Origin of the sequence: Enterobacter cloacae complex sp. IR5403, assembly GCF_049238705.1 — a bacterium.
GTDB classification, from domain to species: domain Bacteria; phylum Pseudomonadota; class Gammaproteobacteria; order Enterobacterales; family Enterobacteriaceae; genus Enterobacter; species Enterobacter hormaechei_C.
Window position 1 is genome coordinate 1 of record NZ_JBMKHP010000028.1, and the last position, 17,228, is coordinate 17,228.

The 17,228-nt window shown below is 56.2% G+C and carries 13 protein-coding genes and 1 riboswitch; of the genes, 5 read left to right on the forward strand and 8 right to left on the reverse strand.

Going from position 1 to position 17,228, the window contains the following annotated elements; genetic code table 11:
• Positions 1–344 precede the first annotated feature (344 nt).
• Together murI and btuB are read right to left on the reverse strand one after the other, a co-directional pair.
• Positions 345–1,196 (reverse strand): glutamate racemase, encoded by an 852-nt coding sequence (gene murI, locus ACOTW6_RS21505; protein WP_062933870.1) that lies wholly within the window; start codon positions 1,194–1,196, stop codon positions 345–347.
• Positions 1,141–2,988: a TonB-dependent vitamin B12 receptor BtuB gene (gene btuB / locus ACOTW6_RS21510; RefSeq protein ID WP_062933869.1), complete on the reverse strand. Its 1,848-nt coding sequence runs from the start codon at positions 2,986–2,988 to the stop codon at positions 1,141–1,143. Before btuB ends, murI begins: the two co-directional genes overlap by 56 nt.
• Positions 2,989–3,054: 66 nt before the next feature.
• A riboswitch (cobalamin riboswitch) is annotated at positions 3,055–3,230 on the reverse strand.
• Positions 3,231–3,334: 104 nt separating this feature from the next.
• Here btuB and trmA point away from each other — a divergent pair.
• Positions 3,335–4,435, forward strand: a complete 1,101-nt coding sequence (gene trmA, locus ACOTW6_RS21515; RefSeq protein WP_047051682.1) for a tRNA (uridine(54)-C5)-methyltransferase TrmA — start codon at positions 3,335–3,337, stop codon at positions 4,433–4,435.
• 80 nt (positions 4,436–4,515) lie between these two features.
• Here the strand turns inward: trmA and ACOTW6_RS21520 are convergent, their stop codons facing one another.
• On the reverse strand, positions 4,516–4,875 hold the full coding sequence (locus tag ACOTW6_RS21520) for a YijD family membrane protein (protein WP_015569961.1): 360 nt from the start codon (positions 4,873–4,875) through the stop codon (positions 4,516–4,518).
• A gap of 9 nt (positions 4,876–4,884) precedes the next feature.
• Positions 4,885–5,523 (reverse strand): HTH-type transcriptional repressor FabR, encoded by a 639-nt coding sequence (gene fabR / locus ACOTW6_RS21525; protein ID WP_003862059.1) that lies wholly within the window; start codon positions 5,521–5,523, stop codon positions 4,885–4,887.
• A 196-nt stretch (positions 5,524–5,719) separates the two neighbouring features.
• Here fabR and sthA point away from each other — a divergent pair, with 196 nt between their 5' ends.
• On the forward strand, positions 5,720–7,120 hold the full coding sequence (gene sthA / locus ACOTW6_RS21530; protein WP_121479413.1) for a Si-specific NAD(P)(+) transhydrogenase: 1,401 nt from the start codon (positions 5,720–5,722) through the stop codon (positions 7,118–7,120).
• Here the strand turns inward: sthA and oxyR are convergent.
• The 4 genes from oxyR to argC all read right to left on the reverse strand — a co-directional run bounded on the left by oxyR (position 7,103) and on the right by argC (position 11,592).
• Positions 7,103–8,020 carry a DNA-binding transcriptional regulator OxyR gene (gene oxyR, locus ACOTW6_RS21535; RefSeq protein ID WP_003862055.1) on the reverse strand — a complete coding sequence of 306 codons (918 nt, stop codon included), beginning with the start codon at positions 8,018–8,020 and terminating at the stop codon, positions 7,103–7,105. The two genes, sthA and oxyR, sit on opposite strands and share 18 nt — an antisense overlap.
• 305 nt (positions 8,021–8,325) lie before the next feature.
• Positions 8,326–9,699, reverse strand: coding sequence for an argininosuccinate lyase (argH, locus tag ACOTW6_RS21540; protein WP_047051680.1), 1,374 nt, complete (start codon positions 9,697–9,699; stop codon positions 8,326–8,328).
• 105 nt (positions 9,700–9,804) lie between these two features.
• On the reverse strand, positions 9,805–10,581 hold the full coding sequence (gene argB / locus ACOTW6_RS21545; protein ID WP_006808651.1) for an acetylglutamate kinase: 777 nt from the start codon (positions 10,579–10,581) through the stop codon (positions 9,805–9,807).
• A gap of 6 nt (positions 10,582–10,587) precedes the next feature.
• Positions 10,588–11,592, reverse strand: a complete 1,005-nt coding sequence (gene argC / locus ACOTW6_RS21550; RefSeq protein ID WP_062933868.1) for an N-acetyl-gamma-glutamyl-phosphate reductase — start codon at positions 11,590–11,592, stop codon at positions 10,588–10,590.
• An 88-nt stretch (positions 11,593–11,680) separates the two neighbouring features.
• Here argC and argE point away from each other — a divergent pair, with 88 nt between their 5' ends.
• The 3 genes from argE (at position 11,681) to gldA (ending at position 17,065) form a co-directional block, all read left to right on the forward strand.
• Positions 11,681–12,832: an acetylornithine deacetylase gene (gene argE, locus ACOTW6_RS21555; RefSeq protein ID WP_023295619.1), complete on the forward strand. Its 1,152-nt coding sequence runs from the start codon at positions 11,681–11,683 to the stop codon at positions 12,830–12,832.
• A 271-nt stretch (positions 12,833–13,103) separates the two neighbouring features.
• Positions 13,104–15,755 (forward strand): phosphoenolpyruvate carboxylase, encoded by a 2,652-nt coding sequence (gene ppc / locus ACOTW6_RS21560; RefSeq protein WP_017383108.1) that lies wholly within the window; start codon positions 13,104–13,106, stop codon positions 15,753–15,755.
• 206 nt (positions 15,756–15,961) lie between these two features.
• A complete protein-coding gene (gene gldA / locus ACOTW6_RS21565) occupies positions 15,962–17,065 on the forward strand; it encodes a bifunctional L-1,2-propanediol dehydrogenase/glycerol dehydrogenase (RefSeq protein ID WP_062933866.1) in 1,104 nt (367 codons plus the stop codon).
• Positions 17,066–17,228: the final 163 nt, after the last annotated feature.

A 17,228-nucleotide genomic window follows, 5' to 3' on the forward strand; every position in this document is an offset into this window, starting at 1 on the left:
GTGTTCACTCGTTGAGACTTGGTATTCATTTATTGTCCGAAGACATTAAGAATCCATGTCACTTTGAGTGCCCACACAGATTGTCTGATAAATTGTTAAAGAGCAGTTGCAACGCGGCTTTCAGCTCATCGTTGCGAGGTCCCGTATATTACGTTTTCCTCATTCAGAGTCAAGCAATTATTTTCACTTTTCTCTGTTGGCGTTCATCTCTGAACCCCGCTGTCCCGGCGGCTTGTAAGCCGTTGTTCCGTGTCAGTGGAGGCGCATTATAGGGAGTTCTCAGACGTTGACAACCCCTCTTTGAAAAAAAACGTTCAACCGTCTCTTTTTTGCTCAAAACCGTGCTACAGCGCCAGTTTTTCGAGCGTTTCGAAGCCATAACGATGTAAAACGGGCAAAAGTTGTTCGGTTTCTTTTGTTATCGCCATACAAAAAGCGATGTTCGCATCCGCGGATTTCGCATCCGGCGCCTCGTGTTCCAGCAACCAGGCCGTCCGACGCGCAATTGCAGCACCGGAATCCACCAGCCGGGTCCCTTCAGGCAGAACCTTTAACAGCTCTTCCTGTAATAGCGGGAAATGGGTGCAGCCAAGAACAACCGTATCCGGCGGTTCCTGCATCCGCAGCCATGGACGCAGAATACGACGCAGCTCTTCAAGCGATACCGTCTCGCCGTGCAGTTTCGCTTCCGCCATTTCCACCAGCTCCGCGGAGCCGAGCATGGCGATCTGGCATTCATTGGCAAAGCGCTCAATAAGCTCACGCGTATAAGGACGTTTTACCGTACCGCGCGTAGCCAGCAACCCCACAATGCCGTTCGCCGTCAGACGCGCCGCAGGTTTGATTGCCGGAACAACGCCCACAACCGGGAACGGGAATTTTTCGCGCAGGGCAGGAAGAGAGACCGTGCTTGCCGTATTACAGGCAATGACCGCCAGCGCCAGGGGATAACGCTTTTGTACCGCGGTGACGATTTCAACCACACGCTCAACAATAAAGTCTTCACTCTTTTCCCCATACGGGAACGCGACGTTATCGAAGGCGTAGATGTAATGGAGATCCGGCAGGAGCTGCCGAATCTCATCATAGACCGAAAGCCCACCGACGCCGGAATCAAACACCAGCACGGTGGGACGCGGATCAGAAGGTGTAGCTGCCAGACAAGGTGTATTCCCGTCCTGCAGTTTGGTAGCCATAAACTGTCTCGTAATCTTTATCGAACAGGTTGGCTATTTTACCACGAACTGTGAGATGAGAGGTGACAGGATATGAAACCGCGACGTCCCACAGGCTGACGCCGCCCATTTTGACTTTCTCTGACGGATAGGTTCCAAAGTCGGTGTCGTAGCGCGTGCCGAGATAGTGATACGTCAGGCTCCAGTCGAAATCATCGATCTGCGTATCGAGCTGATACTTCACCTGCTGTTTAGCACGACGGTCCAGAAGTTGGTTGGTTGCCGCATTGCGGGCATCCACATAGTCGTAGCCCACAGTATGCGTCAACGGACCCGTATCAAACGACGCTGTCGCTTCTACACCTTTAATGCGTGCTTTGCCGACGTTGTAATATTGCTGAAGGTTATTGTTGAAGTCGATGAGATTATCAACGTCATTACGATAGCCGGATACGCGCCAGCTCACGCCTGCCGTCAGGCCTTCAAACGCCCCTTCCCACTGCTTGCTCTCTTCAGGATCAAGATGGGTATTGCCGTAGAAACCATAGAGCTGACCCAGATTCGGCGCTTTATAGGCCGTGCCATAAGAGGCTATGAAGCGGTAACCGTCAACGAACTCCCAGGCTGCGCTACTTTGCCAGGTACCATGGCGACCAAACTGAGAGTTGTCATCGCTGCGGGCCGCCGCCTCCAGAGTGAAATCGCCAAACTGCTGCAACCCGGTCAGGTAGACGCCGGTGTTATGCAGGTCATAGGCGTTGGTGACATAGTTGGTACCCGGCTCGGTGCTCTGTTTCTGCCAGTCAACGCCCGCGCCGATATTGCCATGCCCCACGTCAACAGAGTTGGTCCACTGAACATTGTACTGTTTGATTTCATCCAGGGTAGCCGTGGAGTCATAGCGTCCAAGGTGCGGATCGTAATTGTAGTCTTTGCTGTGACTGTAGCTGGAGAGCAACTGTGAATGGAAAATATCCCGGTTAAACCGCAATCCGGCATCCCAGGTCTGGCTATAGAGCTGGCGGGTATCGACCAGTACATCAGGGGTAAATGAACTGTAATAGCCGTCATAGGCGGTACGGTTGCTGTAACCATAGCCGCGAACGAAACCACTCCACTGCTCAGAGAAAGCATGCTCCAGTGCGCCATAGAGCGTTTTATTCATAAAGCCGTCGCGATCGGTCTGGGCAAGGCCGCCGTTATTACCGTCAGCAACGACGTCAAAACCTTTTGTGTAGGTGTAATCCGCTGCCAGCGTCACGCGCGTACTGTCACCCAACGTTTGCTGGGTGCTGCCACCATAATTCTGGAAGCCGTGTGTCCCAACGCCAGCATTCAGCGTTGTGCCATCCTTCGCACGCGTAGTGATAATGTTGACTACGCCACCAATCGCATCCGAGCCGTACACCGCCGAACGCGGTCCACGAATGTATTCGATGCGCTGCACCAGGGAGATCGGAAACTGGCTGAGATCGGACGACCCCGTGACGCCCGCCTGGTTAAGGCGTATCCCATCGACGAGAATCAGGACATGGCTGGAGTTCGTACCGCGTATAAAGAGAGAAGAGAGCTGCCCCATCCCGCCATTTTGCGCGGTATCTACGCCGGGCAGGCGACGCATGACATCCAGAACCGTGGTGGATTGCCAGCGGTCGATATCGGCCCGCGTCACGACAGAAGTCGCAGCCAGAACAGATTTTTCAGGTTGTTCGAAACGGTTTGCTGTCACCACCAACGAGTCGGCGCTTTCCTGCGCCCAGCCCGAAAATGCCGTGACGGAAAACGCCGTCAACAGCGATACTTTTTTAATCATTGTTAAAGCATCCACAATATAAGAAGGATGCCGCAGGCCTCATCGATAGCACGCGATGATGAAACCAAATGCGACGTGATCCCGGCAGGTCTTCGGGCTGGGTGGCGTTATACGGATGAAGACTTCCCATTTTCACAGTGTCTACAACTTTCATCCCGCCAGTCTTTACCGCTGCGCGTCAGCTCCAGATTTGCACTGGATTCCCTTTTCACTCTCAGGAGACCGGAAACAGAATGCTACAATTAGACACGTATAGATGTCCAGATAGCTATTAGCCATTAAATCTGGACATCCACTGCACAATCCCTACAATCCCCGCGTAATTCTTTATCATTCAGGACGCATCATGACCCCCGAACACCTCCCGACAGAACAGTACGACGCACAGCTGGCAGAAAAAGTTGTCCGCCTGCAAAGTATGATGACGCCTTTCAACGCGCCCGTTCCCGAGGTGTTTCGTTCTCCGGTCAGCCACTACCGTATGCGCGCTGAGTTCCGCATCTGGCACGATGGCGATGATCTGTACCACATCATTTTCGATCAGCAGACGAAATCCCGCATTCGCGTAGACAGTTTCCCGGCGGCGAGTGAGCTCATCAACCAGTTGATGACGCTAATGATTGAAGGCGTGCGCAACAATCCGGTACTGCGCAACAAGCTGTTCCAGATTGACTACCTGACCACCCAAAGCAATCAGGCCATTGTTTCTCTGCTCTATCACAAAGCGCTGACCGACGAGTGGCGCGAGCAGGCAGAAGCCCTGCGCGATGCGCTGCGCGCGCAGAACATCAACGTGCACCTGATTGGCCGCGCGACCAAAACCAAAATCATGCTGGACCAGGATTACATCGACGAGCGTCTGCCGGTGGCAGGAAAAGAGATGGTTTACCGTCAGGTGGAGAACAGCTTCACCCAGCCGAATGCCGCCATGAACGTGCAGATGCTGGAGTGGGCGCTGAACGCGACGGAAGGGTCGACGGGCGATCTGCTGGAGCTCTACTGCGGTAACGGCAACTTCTCGCTGGCGCTGGCGCGTAACTTCGAACGCGTGCTGGCGACGGAAATCGCCAAACCGTCGGTGGCAGCCGCGCAGTACAACATCGCCGCTAACCATATTGATAACGTACAAATTATTCGTATGGCGGCAGAAGAGTTTACCCAGGCGATGAACGGCGTACGCGAGTTTAACCGCCTGCAAGGAATTGATTTGAAGAGCTACCAGTGTGAGACAATTTTTGTCGATCCGCCGCGCAGTGGCCTGGACAGCGAAACCGAGAAGATGGTGCAGGCGTACCCGCGTATTTTGTACATCTCCTGTAACCCGGAGACGCTGTGCAAGAATCTGGAAACATTAAGCCAGACGCACAAGGTTGAACGTCTGGCGCTGTTCGATCAGTTCCCGTATACACACCATATGGAGTGCGGCGTATTACTTACCGCACGGTGATCTGTAGGCCGGATAAGCGTAGCGCCATCCGGCATTTTTTGGCAGGTGGCGCTTCGCTTACCTGCCCTACAAATAATTCATTACTCCGGCAACTGGCTCTTGCGGCTACGCATACGCGAGCCAATCCAGAACACCAGCGCCACAGACAGCACCGCAGGCAGGAAGTTAGAGCCAATATCCGGATACTCTGCGCGCACCACGGTGCTGTACAACAGTACACCCAGAATAAAGCAGGCTGCGGCCAGCCCCGGTAATCCGACAGGCATGGTGCGGTTCAGATAACGTTGATGCAGGCAGTACACCGTCAGCACCAGCGCGATAATCGGGAAAATCGAGAACGGTACAATTGAGCTGAAAATCGCCGCAAACGTACCATTAATGGATAAGCCAGCGATCAATGCCAGCAACAGCGTTCCTTTATCCTGACCTGACTGTTTCATTACTCACCTTCACTCATCGTTTTGATGTGCCAACTTCTCTTGTTCACGGCGATACCAGTAGTACGCACCTTTAGAAATCATCCGCAGCTGCAATACCAGTCGCTCTTCGAGTTGCTTACGTTGTTCAATGCTGACATCCAGCGCTTCGGCACCCGCGCTGAAAACAATCGTCACCATCGCCTCGGCCTGTGCTTCAGTAAACGCACGCGGCATATGGTTTTCGAGTTCAAGATAGTCGGCAAGTTCCGCGATGAAATGCTGAATTTCACGCGCGACGGCGGCACGAAACGCGGCTGACGTCCCGGAACGTTCACGCAACAGCAGGCGAAACGCGTTAGGGTTATTGCCGATAAATTCCATAAATGTCGACACAGAGGTGCGGATCACGCTGCCGCCCTTGGCGATACGCTGACGCGCCTGACGCATAAGCTGGCGCAGCATTAAACCGCTCTCGTCGACCATGGTCAGGCCCAGTTCATCCACATCACGGAAATGACGATAGAAGGACGTTGGCGCAATCCCGGCCTCGCGCGCCACTTCACGCAGGCTCAAACTGGCAAAACTCCGCTCAGCACTCAGTTGACTGAATGCGGCTTCCACCAGCGAACGCCGGGTTTTCTCTTTTTGTTGTGCTCTTACGCCCATCACGATAGTTGAATCCTTCCAAAGGCCCGTTGGCACTATACCAGAGAATAAAATTAATCTGTTTACCTGGCTTTGTGAATGATTGTTTACGGGCGGTTTGTGCTCCACTGCCCGAAAAAAGCACAACGATAATTGGGTTACCCTGGCAATGATGTTATGATTCTGTTGCTTTTATGTATAAGAACAGGTAAGCCTTGCCATGCCACATTCCTACGATTACGACGCAATAGTTATTGGTTCCGGCCCCGGCGGCGAAGGTGCTGCTATGGGTCTGGTAAAACAGGGAGCCAGAGTAGCGGTTATTGAGCGCTACCATAATGTCGGCGGCGGTTGCACCCACTGGGGCACCATCCCTTCGAAAGCCCTCCGCCACGCCGTTAGCCGCATTATCGAATTTAACCAGAACCCTCTTTACAGCGACCACTCCCGACTTCTTCGCTCCTCCTTTGCCGATATCCTGAATCACGCAGACACGGTCATTAACCAGCAGACGCGCATGCGTCAGGGTTTCTATGAGCGCAACCACTGTGAAATTCTGCAAGGGAACGCGCATTTTGTGGATGAACACACCCTGGCGCTGGAGTGCCACGACGGTTCGGTTGAGACGCTCACCGCTGAAAAATTTGTGATCGCCTGCGGTTCCCGTCCTTACCATCCGGCAGACGTGGATTTCTCGCACCCGCGCATTTACGACAGCGACTCCATCCTCAGCCTGCACCACGAGCCACGCCATGTGATCATCTACGGTGCGGGGGTGATTGGCTGTGAATATGCGTCGATCTTCCGGGGAATGGAGGTCAAAGTTGATCTGATCAACACCCGCGACCGGCTGCTGGCGTTCCTCGATCAGGAGATGTCAGATTCCCTCTCCTACCACTTCTGGAACAGCGGCGTGGTGATTCGCCACAACGAAGAGTACGAGAAAATCGAAGGCTGCGACGACGGTGTGATCATGCACCTGAAATCCGGTAAGAAGCTGAAGGCAGACTGCCTGCTGTACGCCAACGGCCGTACCGGCAACACGGATTCATTGCAGCTGGAGAATATCGGGCTTGAAACCGACAGCCGCGGTCAGCTCAAGGTCAACAGCATGTACCAGACTGCGCTGCCGCACGTTTACGCGGTCGGTGACGTGATTGGTTACCCAAGCCTGGCCTCCGCCGCGTACGATCAGGGCCGCATCGCCGCACAGGCGCTGGTGAAAGGTGAAGCGACGGCGCATCTGATTGAAGATATCCCGACGGGCATCTACACCATTCCAGAAATCAGCTCTGTCGGCAAAACCGAGCAGCAGCTGACGGCCATGAAGGTGCCTTACGAGGTGGGTCGTGCCCAGTTTAAACATCTGGCGCGGGCGCAAATCGTGGGGATGAGCGTGGGTACGCTGAAGCTCCTGTTCCATCGCGAGACGAAAGAGATCCTCGGTATTCACTGCTTCGGTGAGCGCGCGGCGGAAATCATTCATATCGGCCAGGCGATCATGGAGCAAAAAGGTGGTGGCAACACCATTGAGTACTTCGTTAACACCACCTTTAACTACCCGACCATGGCGGAAGCCTATCGGGTAGCTGCGCTGAACGGCTTAAACCGCCTGTTTTAACGCGCTGTCGAAATGGCCATCCATCGCACCCCGGATGGCCTCTGCCAGCTGCTCATAGCGGCTGCGTAGCGGTGATCCCGGACGATAAACCAGACCAATGGTGCGACGCGGCTCCGGCTTAATACACGGCAGATAGACCACGCCATCACGTTTACGCTCGTGCGGCACCGCCAGCGCAGGCAGCAGCGTAATACCGCTTCCCGCCGCCACCATATTACGCAGCGTTTCCAGGCTGGTTGCGCGGAAATGGGTATCTTCATCGGCACCCGCTTCGAAGCAGAAGCCCATCGCCTGATCGCGCAGACAGTGGCCGTCTTCCAGCATCAGCAGTTTTTCACCGGCCAGATCGGCCATCGGCACGCGATCGCGGTTCGCCCACGGGTGATCTTCATAGATCGCCAGCATCATCGGCTCATCGAACAGCGGTACTTCAATAAACGCTTCACTCTCTTTAACCAGCGCCAGGATCGCGCAGTCGAGCTTGCCGCTGTCTAACTGCGCCAGCAGCTGATGGGTTTGCGCTTCATGCAGGTACATTTCGAGTTTCGGGAACGTCTGGTGCAGCATCGGAATGATTTGCGGCAACAGGTACGGGCCAACGGTTGGGATCAGGCCAATATGCAGCGGGCCGGACATCGCTTCCCCCTGCTGGCTTGCCATTTCCTTGAGCACTTTGACCTCGCGCAGTACGGTGCGCGCCTGATCCACCAGCAGCAGACCTGCCTGCGTGAACAGTACCTTACGACTGGTGCGCTCCAGCAGCATCACGCCCAGCTCATCTTCCAGCTTGCGGATCTGACCGCTCAGCGTTGGCTGGCTGACGTGACAGGAGTCTGCCGCGCGGCGAAAATGGCGATGCTCAGCTAACGCTACCAGGTATTCAAGATCACGAATATTCATTATTCATCCTCCGTCGCCACGATAGTTCATGGCGATAGATAGCATAGCAACGAACGATTATCCCTATCAAGCATTCTGTTGAATAATACATCACATAGACGAGGCGGCACGTGTTTGACCCTTGACGTCCCCGCACCGTCAGCGGGTTTCTCTCAAAACTCGAAAAACTAAAGCCAACGTGAACTTTTGCGGACCCCGTGGTCCGCTTTTTTTTGCGTAAAAAAAAGCCCAGCGCTAAGCCAGGCTCCGTTTTTCTCCCTCTCCCCGTGGGAGAGGGCCGGGGTGAGGGCACCAGCCCGCACTATTCAAACCAACCGGTTTTTCGCATCCGCAATCGCCTGCGCTACCTGCTTCGGCGACACGCCGCCTTTCGCTGCACGCTTATCCAGGCAGGATTGCAGGGCCAGAATCGGGTAGACATCCTCCCCGATAACCGCGCTGAATTTTTGCAGGTCGGCAAGCGCCAGCTCTTCAAGGGCTTTACCCTGACGAATCGCTTCCACCACCGCTTCACCCACAATATGGTGCGCCTCGCGGAACGGTACGCCTTTCGCCACCAGGTAGTCCGCCAGCTCGGTAGAGTTAGCATACCCCTGCTGCGCCGCTTCCTGGCAGCGCGGACGTTTCACCTGAATGCCGTCCAGCACCAGCGCGCCCATATGCAGACAGTCCAGCCAGGTGTCGAGCGCGTCGAACAGCCCCTCTTTGTCTTCCTGCATGTCTTTGTTGTACGCCAGCGGCAGCCCTTTCAGGGTCATCATCATACCGGTCAGCGCGCCCTGCACGCGGCCACACTTACCGCGGATCAGCTCCAGCGCATCCGGGTTTTTCTTCTGCGGCATCAGGGAGGAGCCGGACGTCACACGGTCGGACAGCTCTACAAACCCGGCTTCGCCAGAGTTAAAGAAGATCAGGTCTTCGGCAAAGCGCGACAGGTGCACCATCCCGATAGAGGCATTTGAGAGCAGCTCCAGCACGTGGTCACGGTCAGAGACGCTGTCCAGGCTGTTGCGGGTGGCGGAGGCAAAGCCCAGCCAGCCTGCCAGCTGCTCACGGTCGATTTCATACGCCGTACCGGCCAGCGCGCCGCTGCCCAGCGGGCTGACGTCCAGACGCTTTAAGGTATCCTGTAAACGGCTCTCATCACGCGCCAGCATCTCAACGTAGGCCAGACACCAGTGCGCGAACGTCACCGGCTGCGCGCGTTGCAGGTGGGTATAACCCGGCATCACCGCATCCTGATTGTTCTGCGCGGTGTCCACCAGCGCGCTCTGCAACTGACGATTCGCCGCCAGCAGTTCGCCGACGGTCTCCTTACACCACAGCTTCAGGTCGGTCGCCACCTGGTCATTACGGCTACGCCCGGTATGGAGCTTTTTACCCAACTGGCCGACTTTGTCGATCAGTTTGCCTTCCACCCAGCTGTGAATATCTTCGGCATCGCTCTGGAGGATTTGCTCCGGATCCAGACGCACCTCTTCCAGCAGGTTGTTCAGCGCCTCTTCCAGCTGCTGCTGTTCGTCTGCGGTCAGCACGCCAACGGTCACCAGCGCTTTGGACCAGGCCACAGAGCCGACAATATCCTGTTCGGCCAGGCGGTAGTCGAAGCGCAAAGAGTCGTTGAACTGTTTGAACCGCTGATCCGCTGCCTGTGTAAAACGCCCACCCCAAAGTGCCATAACGAATTTCCTTAATGATGATATTTTTGCCCGGTGGCGCTGCGCTTACCGGGCCTACAAAATTCACGTAGGCCGGATAAGCGAAGCGCCATCCGGCACAGAAACTTAAGCCAGAATACGCGTACCAATCGGCGTACCGTTAAACAGCGCCGGGAGTTGCTCCGCGTGACGCCAGGAGGCGATATCCACCGGGCGACCCAGCGTGCGTGCCGCATCCAGCGCGGCGTTCACTTTAACGATCATGCCGTCGGTGATAATGCCCTGATCGATCAGCTGCTCGGCTTTTGCGGCGGTCATTTCCGCAATACGCTGGCCTTTGCCGTCTAGTATGCCGCTCACGTCGGAGAGCAGGATCAGATCTGCGCCCAGCGTGGCCGCCAGCGCGGTTGCCGCCTGGTCCGCATTGACGTTCATCAGCTCGCCCTCTTCGGTCACGCCGATTGAGCTCACCACCGGCAGGAAACCGCCTTCCAGCAGGGTGTTAATCAGCTTAGGCGAACCAGGCTGCGCCAGTCCAACATGGCCAAGCTCTTCGTCGAGCTGGGTCACTTTTACGCTATCGCCATCGCCCAGGTAGAGGCCAACGGACGCAATATGGTGTTTCTTCGCCCATGCCAGCAGCGTTTTGTTCGCCGTGCCCGCCAGCGCGCCGGTAATGATGTCAATCTGGTCCGCAGGCGTCACGCGCAGGCCATTTTTCTTTTTCACCGGCAGGTTGAGCCCTTTCATCAGCTCATCCACCACGCAGCCGCCGCCGTGCACAATCACCAGCGGACGTTGGTGTGATTCACGATAGTTCACCAGTGCGGTAAACAGGCGCTCCAGCGCTTCTTCGCTGTCCAGCAGTACACCACCGAGTTTGATAATTAATGGATTCATCATCACACCTTAAATAAGAGCCTGCGTTTCAGGGAAGCCGAAACGAATATTTGCACACTGCATTGCCTGTGCGGCAGCACCTTTGAGTAAGTTATCTTCTGCGGCGACCACAATCAGATGCTCGCCCTGCACGGCAAAGCCGATGTCGCAGAACGGAAGGCCAACCACGTTTTTCAACGCCGGCACGCCTTTTTCATACAGGCGCACCAGCGGTTTATCCGCATACGCCTGCGTGAAGACCTCGCTCACCTGTTCTTTGGTCACACCCGGCTTCAGGCGGCAGGTAATGGTTTCGAGGATCCCACGCGGGAAGCTGCCGAGGTGCGGGGTGAAAATCACGTCCGCGCCCAGATGGGTGGTGATTTCAGGGTGATGGCGGTGATTAAACACGCCATACGGCTGAAGGCTCACTTCGCAGAAGCTGTTGGAGATCGCCGCTTTGCGCCCGGCTCCGCTCACGCCACTGGTGGCGTTGATCACCGGCCACTGGTTCAGATCCAGCAGACCGGCGTCGATCAACGGCTTCAGAGAAAGCTGCGCCGCCGTCGGGTAACAGCCCGGCACGGCAATCAGGTTCGCTTCTTTCAGTTTATCTGCGCTCCACTCCGCCAGGCCATACACCGCTTTTTCGAGCAGATCCGGGTGCTGATGGGTGAAACCGTAATATTTTTCGTAGAACGCGCTGTCGTTAACGCGAAACGCGCCGGAGAGATCAAAGACCACGCAGCCGGCCGCTAAAAATTGCGGCGCCAGATCGTGGCTGACTTCATGCGCCGTGGCTAAAAACACCACGTCAACGCCGTCGGTGAACTCGCTGATGTCAGACATGGGCTGCAACGGCAGATCGACAATGCCCTTAAGCTGCGGATGCAAATCGGAAATTAACTTTCCGGCATCATTGCTTTGCGCTGACACGGTCAAAGCGGTTATGGTCATATGAGGGTGGCGATTTACGTAGCTTACAAGCTCTGCGCCCGCATAACCGCTAGCGCCTACAATCAGCGTATTCAACATCGGGTTCCTTTATGCTCAACGTTAATGTATTTTTATTCACATTTATTGCATGAATATTGATACTATCACGACCTAAGGTGTGTCAACAATGAAAATGAACTTACCGCCATTTATCGAGATCTACCGCGCCCTGATTGCCACACCGTCCATCAGTGCGACGGAAGAAGCCCTGGATCAGAGCAATGAGTCTTTAATCAATCTGCTGGCGGGTTGGTTTAGCGATCTTGGGTTTAACGTTGAGGTTCAGCCCGTCCCCGGAACACGCCATAAATTTAACCTGCTCGCCAGTACCGGAACCGGTGCGGGCGGCCTGCTGCTGGCTGGCCACACCGACACCGTGCCGTTTGATGATGGCCGCTGGACGCGCGATCCGTTCACGCTGACCGAGCACGACAACAAGCTCTACGGTCTGGGCACCGCCGACATGAAAGGCTTTTTCGCCTTTATCCTCGACGCGCTGCGTGACGTGGACGTGACAACCCTGAAAAAGCCGCTCTACATTCTGGCGACCGCCGATGAAGAGACCAGCATGGCGGGCGCACGTTATTTCTCTGAAAACACATCGATTCGTCCTGACTGCGCGATCATCGGCGAACCGACCTCTCTGCAACCGATTCGGGCGCACAAAGGCCATATTTCTACCGCGGTGCGCGTGCTCGGACAGTCCGGCCACTCCAGCGATCCGGCGCGCGGCGTGAACGCCATTGAGCTGATGCATGACGCGATTGGCCGCATCATGACCCTGCGCGACGATCTGAAAGAGCGCTATCACTACGAGGCGTTCACCGTGCCTTACCCAACGCTTAACCTCGGCAGCCTGCACGGTGGTGATGCGTCAAACCGTATCTGCGCCTGCTGCGAACTGCATATGGATATCCGTCCTCTGCCGGGCATGACGCTAAGCGATCTGGATGGCTTACTGAACGAAGCGCTGGCACCGGTCAGCGAGCGCTGGCCGGGACGTCTGACGGTCTCCGAACTGCATCCGCCGATTCCAGGCTACGAATGTCCGCCTGACCACCAGCTGGTTCAGGTAGTGGAAAAACTGCTCGGCGAGAAAACCGACGTGGTGAACTACTGCACCGAAGCGCCGTTTATTCAGACGCTGTGCCCGACGCTGGTTCTGGGCCCTGGCTCCATCAACCAGGCCCACCAGCCGGACGAATATCTCGAAACCCGCTTCATCAAGCCCACCCGCGAACTCATTACCCAGGTTGTGCATCACTTCTGCTGGCATTAAAAACGCACCGAACAGTCCCCTCTCCCCGTGGGAGAGGGTTAGGGTGAGGGCAACAAATCGCATGATCTCCGTCACATTCCCATAAGCATCTCTTATCTGACGCAATACGAATTAAATTTCGTAAATTGCCCACATTTATTCGTTTGCTGAACCGTTTTCGCAGCAATTGACGACGGGGGTTTTACGTGGCTTTATAAAGGGAGATGACAAAATAATGTCCAGAAGATTTTCGCATGGGCATAAACAAAAATGATGGGGTGACTGGGTTTTTATGAACGAACAATATTCCGCGTTGCGTAGTAATGTCAGTATGCTCGGCAAAGTGCTTGGAGATACCATCAAAGACGCACTGGGGGAGAACATCCTCGACCGCGTTGAAACCATCCGCAAGCTGTCCAAATCTTCCCGCGCCGGTAACGAGGCCAATCGTCAGGAGCTGCTCACCACCTTGCAGAACCTCTCCAACGATGAGCTGCTGCCCGTTGCCCGCGCCTTCAGCCAGTTTCTGAACCTGGCAAACACCGCTGAGCAATACCACAGCATTTCGCCAAAAGGCGAAGCGGCCAGCAACCCGGAAGTCATTGCCCGCACCCTTCGTAAACTCAAAGACCAGCCCGACCTCAACGAAGCGACCATCAAAAAAGCGGTGGAATCCCTTTCGCTGGAGCTGGTGCTGACCGCACACCCAACCGAAATCACCCGTCGTACGCTGATCCACAAAATGGTGGAAGTGAACAACTGTCTGAAGCAACTGGATAACAAAGACATTGCCGACTACGAACGTAACCAGCTTATGCGCCGTCTGCGCCAGCTGATTGCCCAGTCCTGGCACACGGATGAAATTCGTAAGCATCGCCCAAGCCCGGTCGACGAAGCCAAATGGGGCTTTGCGGTGGTGGAAAACAGCCTGTGGGAAGGGGTCCCCAACTACCTGCGCGAGCTGAACGAACAGCTGGAAGAGAACCTGGGCTACCGCCTGCCGGTTGATTTTGTTCCGGTGCGCTTTACCTCCTGGATGGGCGGCGACCGCGACGGCAACCCGAACGTGACGGCGGAAATCACCCGCCACGTCCTGCTGCTGAGCCGCTGGAAAGCGACCGACCTGTTCCTGAAAGATATTCAGGTGCTGATCTCCGAGCTGTCGATGGTGGAAGCCACGCCGGAACTGCGCGCGCTGGCCGGTGAAGAAGGCGCCAGCGAGCCGTACCGTTTCCTGATGAAAAAACTGCGCGGTCAGCTGATGGCCACTCAGGCCTGGCTGGAAGCGCGCCTGAAAGGCCAGCGCCTGCCGAAGCCGGAAGGTCTGCTGAGCCAGAACGAACAGCTCTGGGAGCCGCTGTACGCCTGCTATAAATCGCTCCAGGCCTGTGGGATGGGCATCATTGCCAACGGCGAACTGCTCGACACCCTGCGCCGCGTGAAGTGTTTCGGCGTGCCGCTGGTGCGTATCGACGTTCGTCAGGAAAGTACCCGTCATACCGAAGCACTGGGCGAGCTGACCCGCTACCTCGGCATCGGCGACTATGAAAGCTGGTCAGAAGCCGACAAACAGGCGTTCCTGATCCGCGAGCTGAACTCCAAGCGCCCGCTGCTGCCGCGCAACTGGGAGCCAAGCAACGACACCCGCGAAGTGCTCAACACCTGTAAAGCGATCGTGGATGCGCCGAAAGGATCGGTGGCCGCCTATGTGATCTCCATGGCGAAGACCCCGTCCGACGTGCTGGGCGTTCACCTTCTGCTGAAAGAAGCGGGCATTGACTATGCCCTGCCAGTGGCCCCGCTGTTTGAGACCCTCGACGACCTGAACAACGCTAACGACGTGATGACCCAGTTGCTGAACATCGACTGGTATCGCGGTTTTATTCAGGGCAAACAGATGGTGATGATTGGCTATTCCGACTCCGCGAAAGATGCGGGCGTGATGGCAGCCTCCTGGGCGCAGTATCAGGCGCAGGATGCGCTAATCAAAACCTGCGAAAAAGCCGGTATTGAACTGACCCTGTTCCACGGACGCGGCGGCTCCATTGGTCGTGGCGGTGCACCTGCACACGCAGCGCTGCTCTCTCAACCACCAGGAAGCCTGAAAGGCGGCCTGCGCGTGACCGAGCAGGGCGAGATGATCCGCTTCAAGTACGGCCTGCCGGAAGTGACCATCAGCAGCCTGTCGCTCTATACCAGCGCGATCCTGGAAGCCAACCTGCTGCCACCGCCGGAGCCAAAAGAGTCCTGGTGCCGCATCATGGATGAGCTGTCAGACATCTCCTGCGATCTGTACCGCGGCTATGTGCGTGAAAACAAAGATTTCGTGCCTTACTTCCGTTCAGCCACGCCTGAGCAGGAGCTGGGTAAACTGCCGCTGGGCTCACGTCCTGCCAAGCGTCGTCCGACCGGCGGCGTTGAATCCCTGCGCGCCATTCCGTGGATCTTCGCCTGGACGCAAAACCGTCTGATGCTGCCCGCCTGGCTGGGTGCCGGTGCGGCGCTGCAAAAAGTGGTGGAAGACGGAAAGCAGAGCGAACTGGAAACCATGTGCCGCGACTGGCCGTTCTTCTCTACCCGTCTGGGCATGCTGGAGATGGTCTTCTCGAAAGCCGACCTGTGGCTGGCGGAATACTACGATCAGCGTCTGGTGAAACCAGAGCTGTGGGCGCTGGGTAAAGAGCTGCGCGAGCTGCTGGAAGGCGATATTAAAGTGGTGCTGGATATCGCTAACGACTCCCACCTGATGGAAGACCTGCCGTGGATCGCCGAGTCTATCCAGCTGCGTAACATCTACACCGACCCGCTGAACGTTTTACAGGCTGAACTGCTGCACCGTTCGCGTCTGGCGGAGGAGGAAGGTAAAGAGCCGGATCCGCGCGTTGAACAGGCGCTGATGGTAACGATAGCAGGCGTTGCGGCAGGTATGCGCAACACCGGTTAATGCTCAGTGCCCGGCAGCGCTACGCTTGCCGGGCACTTCTCGATCTTCCCCCTTCCCTGATTTCCCTCTCAATCTTTACCTCCGGTAAGGCAATCACGTTTCCCTTAGACGTAGCGCAAAAAATGTCCGGCACGCCGGGAGTAGAGTCACTCTTAGTGCAGTTCGAACAGGGCAGGATTTACCTCAAACACTAAGGGAGTAATGTTATGGACCGTGTTATTCAATCCCCGGGAAAATACATCCAGGGCGCAGATGTTCTTTCTCGCCTCGGCGACTACCTGAAGCCGCTGGCGAACCGCTGGCTGGTGGTGGGCGATAAATTTGTGCTGGGTTTTGCTGAAGAAACCCTGCGTCAGAGTTTTAAAAAAGCCGGACTCCATGCCGAAATTGCACCGTTTGGTGGCGAATGTTCACAAAATGAAATCGATCGCCTGAAAAAGCTGGCCGACAGCGCCGACTGCCTGGCGGTGCTGGGTATCGGCGGCGGTAAAACGCTGGATACTGCTAAAGCGCTGGCCCACTTTATGGACGTGCCGGTGGCCATTGCCCCGACCATTGCCTCCACCGATGCGCCGTGCAGCGCCCTCTCCGTGATTTATACCGACAGCGGCGAGTTCGATCGCTACCTGATGCTGCCGCACAACCCGAACATGGTGATTGTTGATACCAAAGTGGTGGCGGGCGCACCTGCACGCCTGCTGGCCGCCGGGATTGGCGATGCGCTTGCGACCTGGTTTGAAGCGCGTGCCTGCTCACGTAGCGGCGCCACGACCATGGCGGGCGGCAAGTGCACGCAGGCAGCGTTAGCGCTGGCAGAGTTGTGCTACAACACGCTGGTTGAAGAGGGCGAGAAAGCGATGCTGGCGGCGGAACAGCACGTGGTGACACCTGCTCTGGAACGTATTATCGAAGCCAACACCTATCTGAGCGGCGTGGGCTTTGAAAGCGGCGGGCTGGCGGCGGCGCATGCCATTCACAACGGCATGACGGCGGTGCCGGATGCGCATCATTTCTACCATGGTGAAAAGGTCGCGTTCGGCACGCTGACGCAACTGGTACTGGAGAACGCGCCGGTTGAAGAAATTGAGACCGTCGCCGCGCTTTGCCACAGCGTTGGGCTGCCGATCACGCTGGCGCAGCTGAATATCAAAGAGGATATTCCGGCCAAAATGCGGCTGATTGCGGAGGCGTCCTGCGCCGAAGGGGAAACCATTCACAACATGCCTGGCGGCGTCACGCCGGATCAGGTCTATGCGGCGCTGCTGGTGGCGGACCAGTATGGACAGCGTTTCCTTCAGGAGTGGGAGTAATAAAAAAGCCGGGTGGCGGCTACGCCTTACCCGGCCTACAAAAGCGTGTCATTCGTAGGCCGGGTAAGCGCAGTGTATGACCGGATACATAGGTGACAGATCAGACCGGGAACATAGGTAACACTTTTCAGTCTATCCGGAGCACACTCTGGGTTTTTCGGTC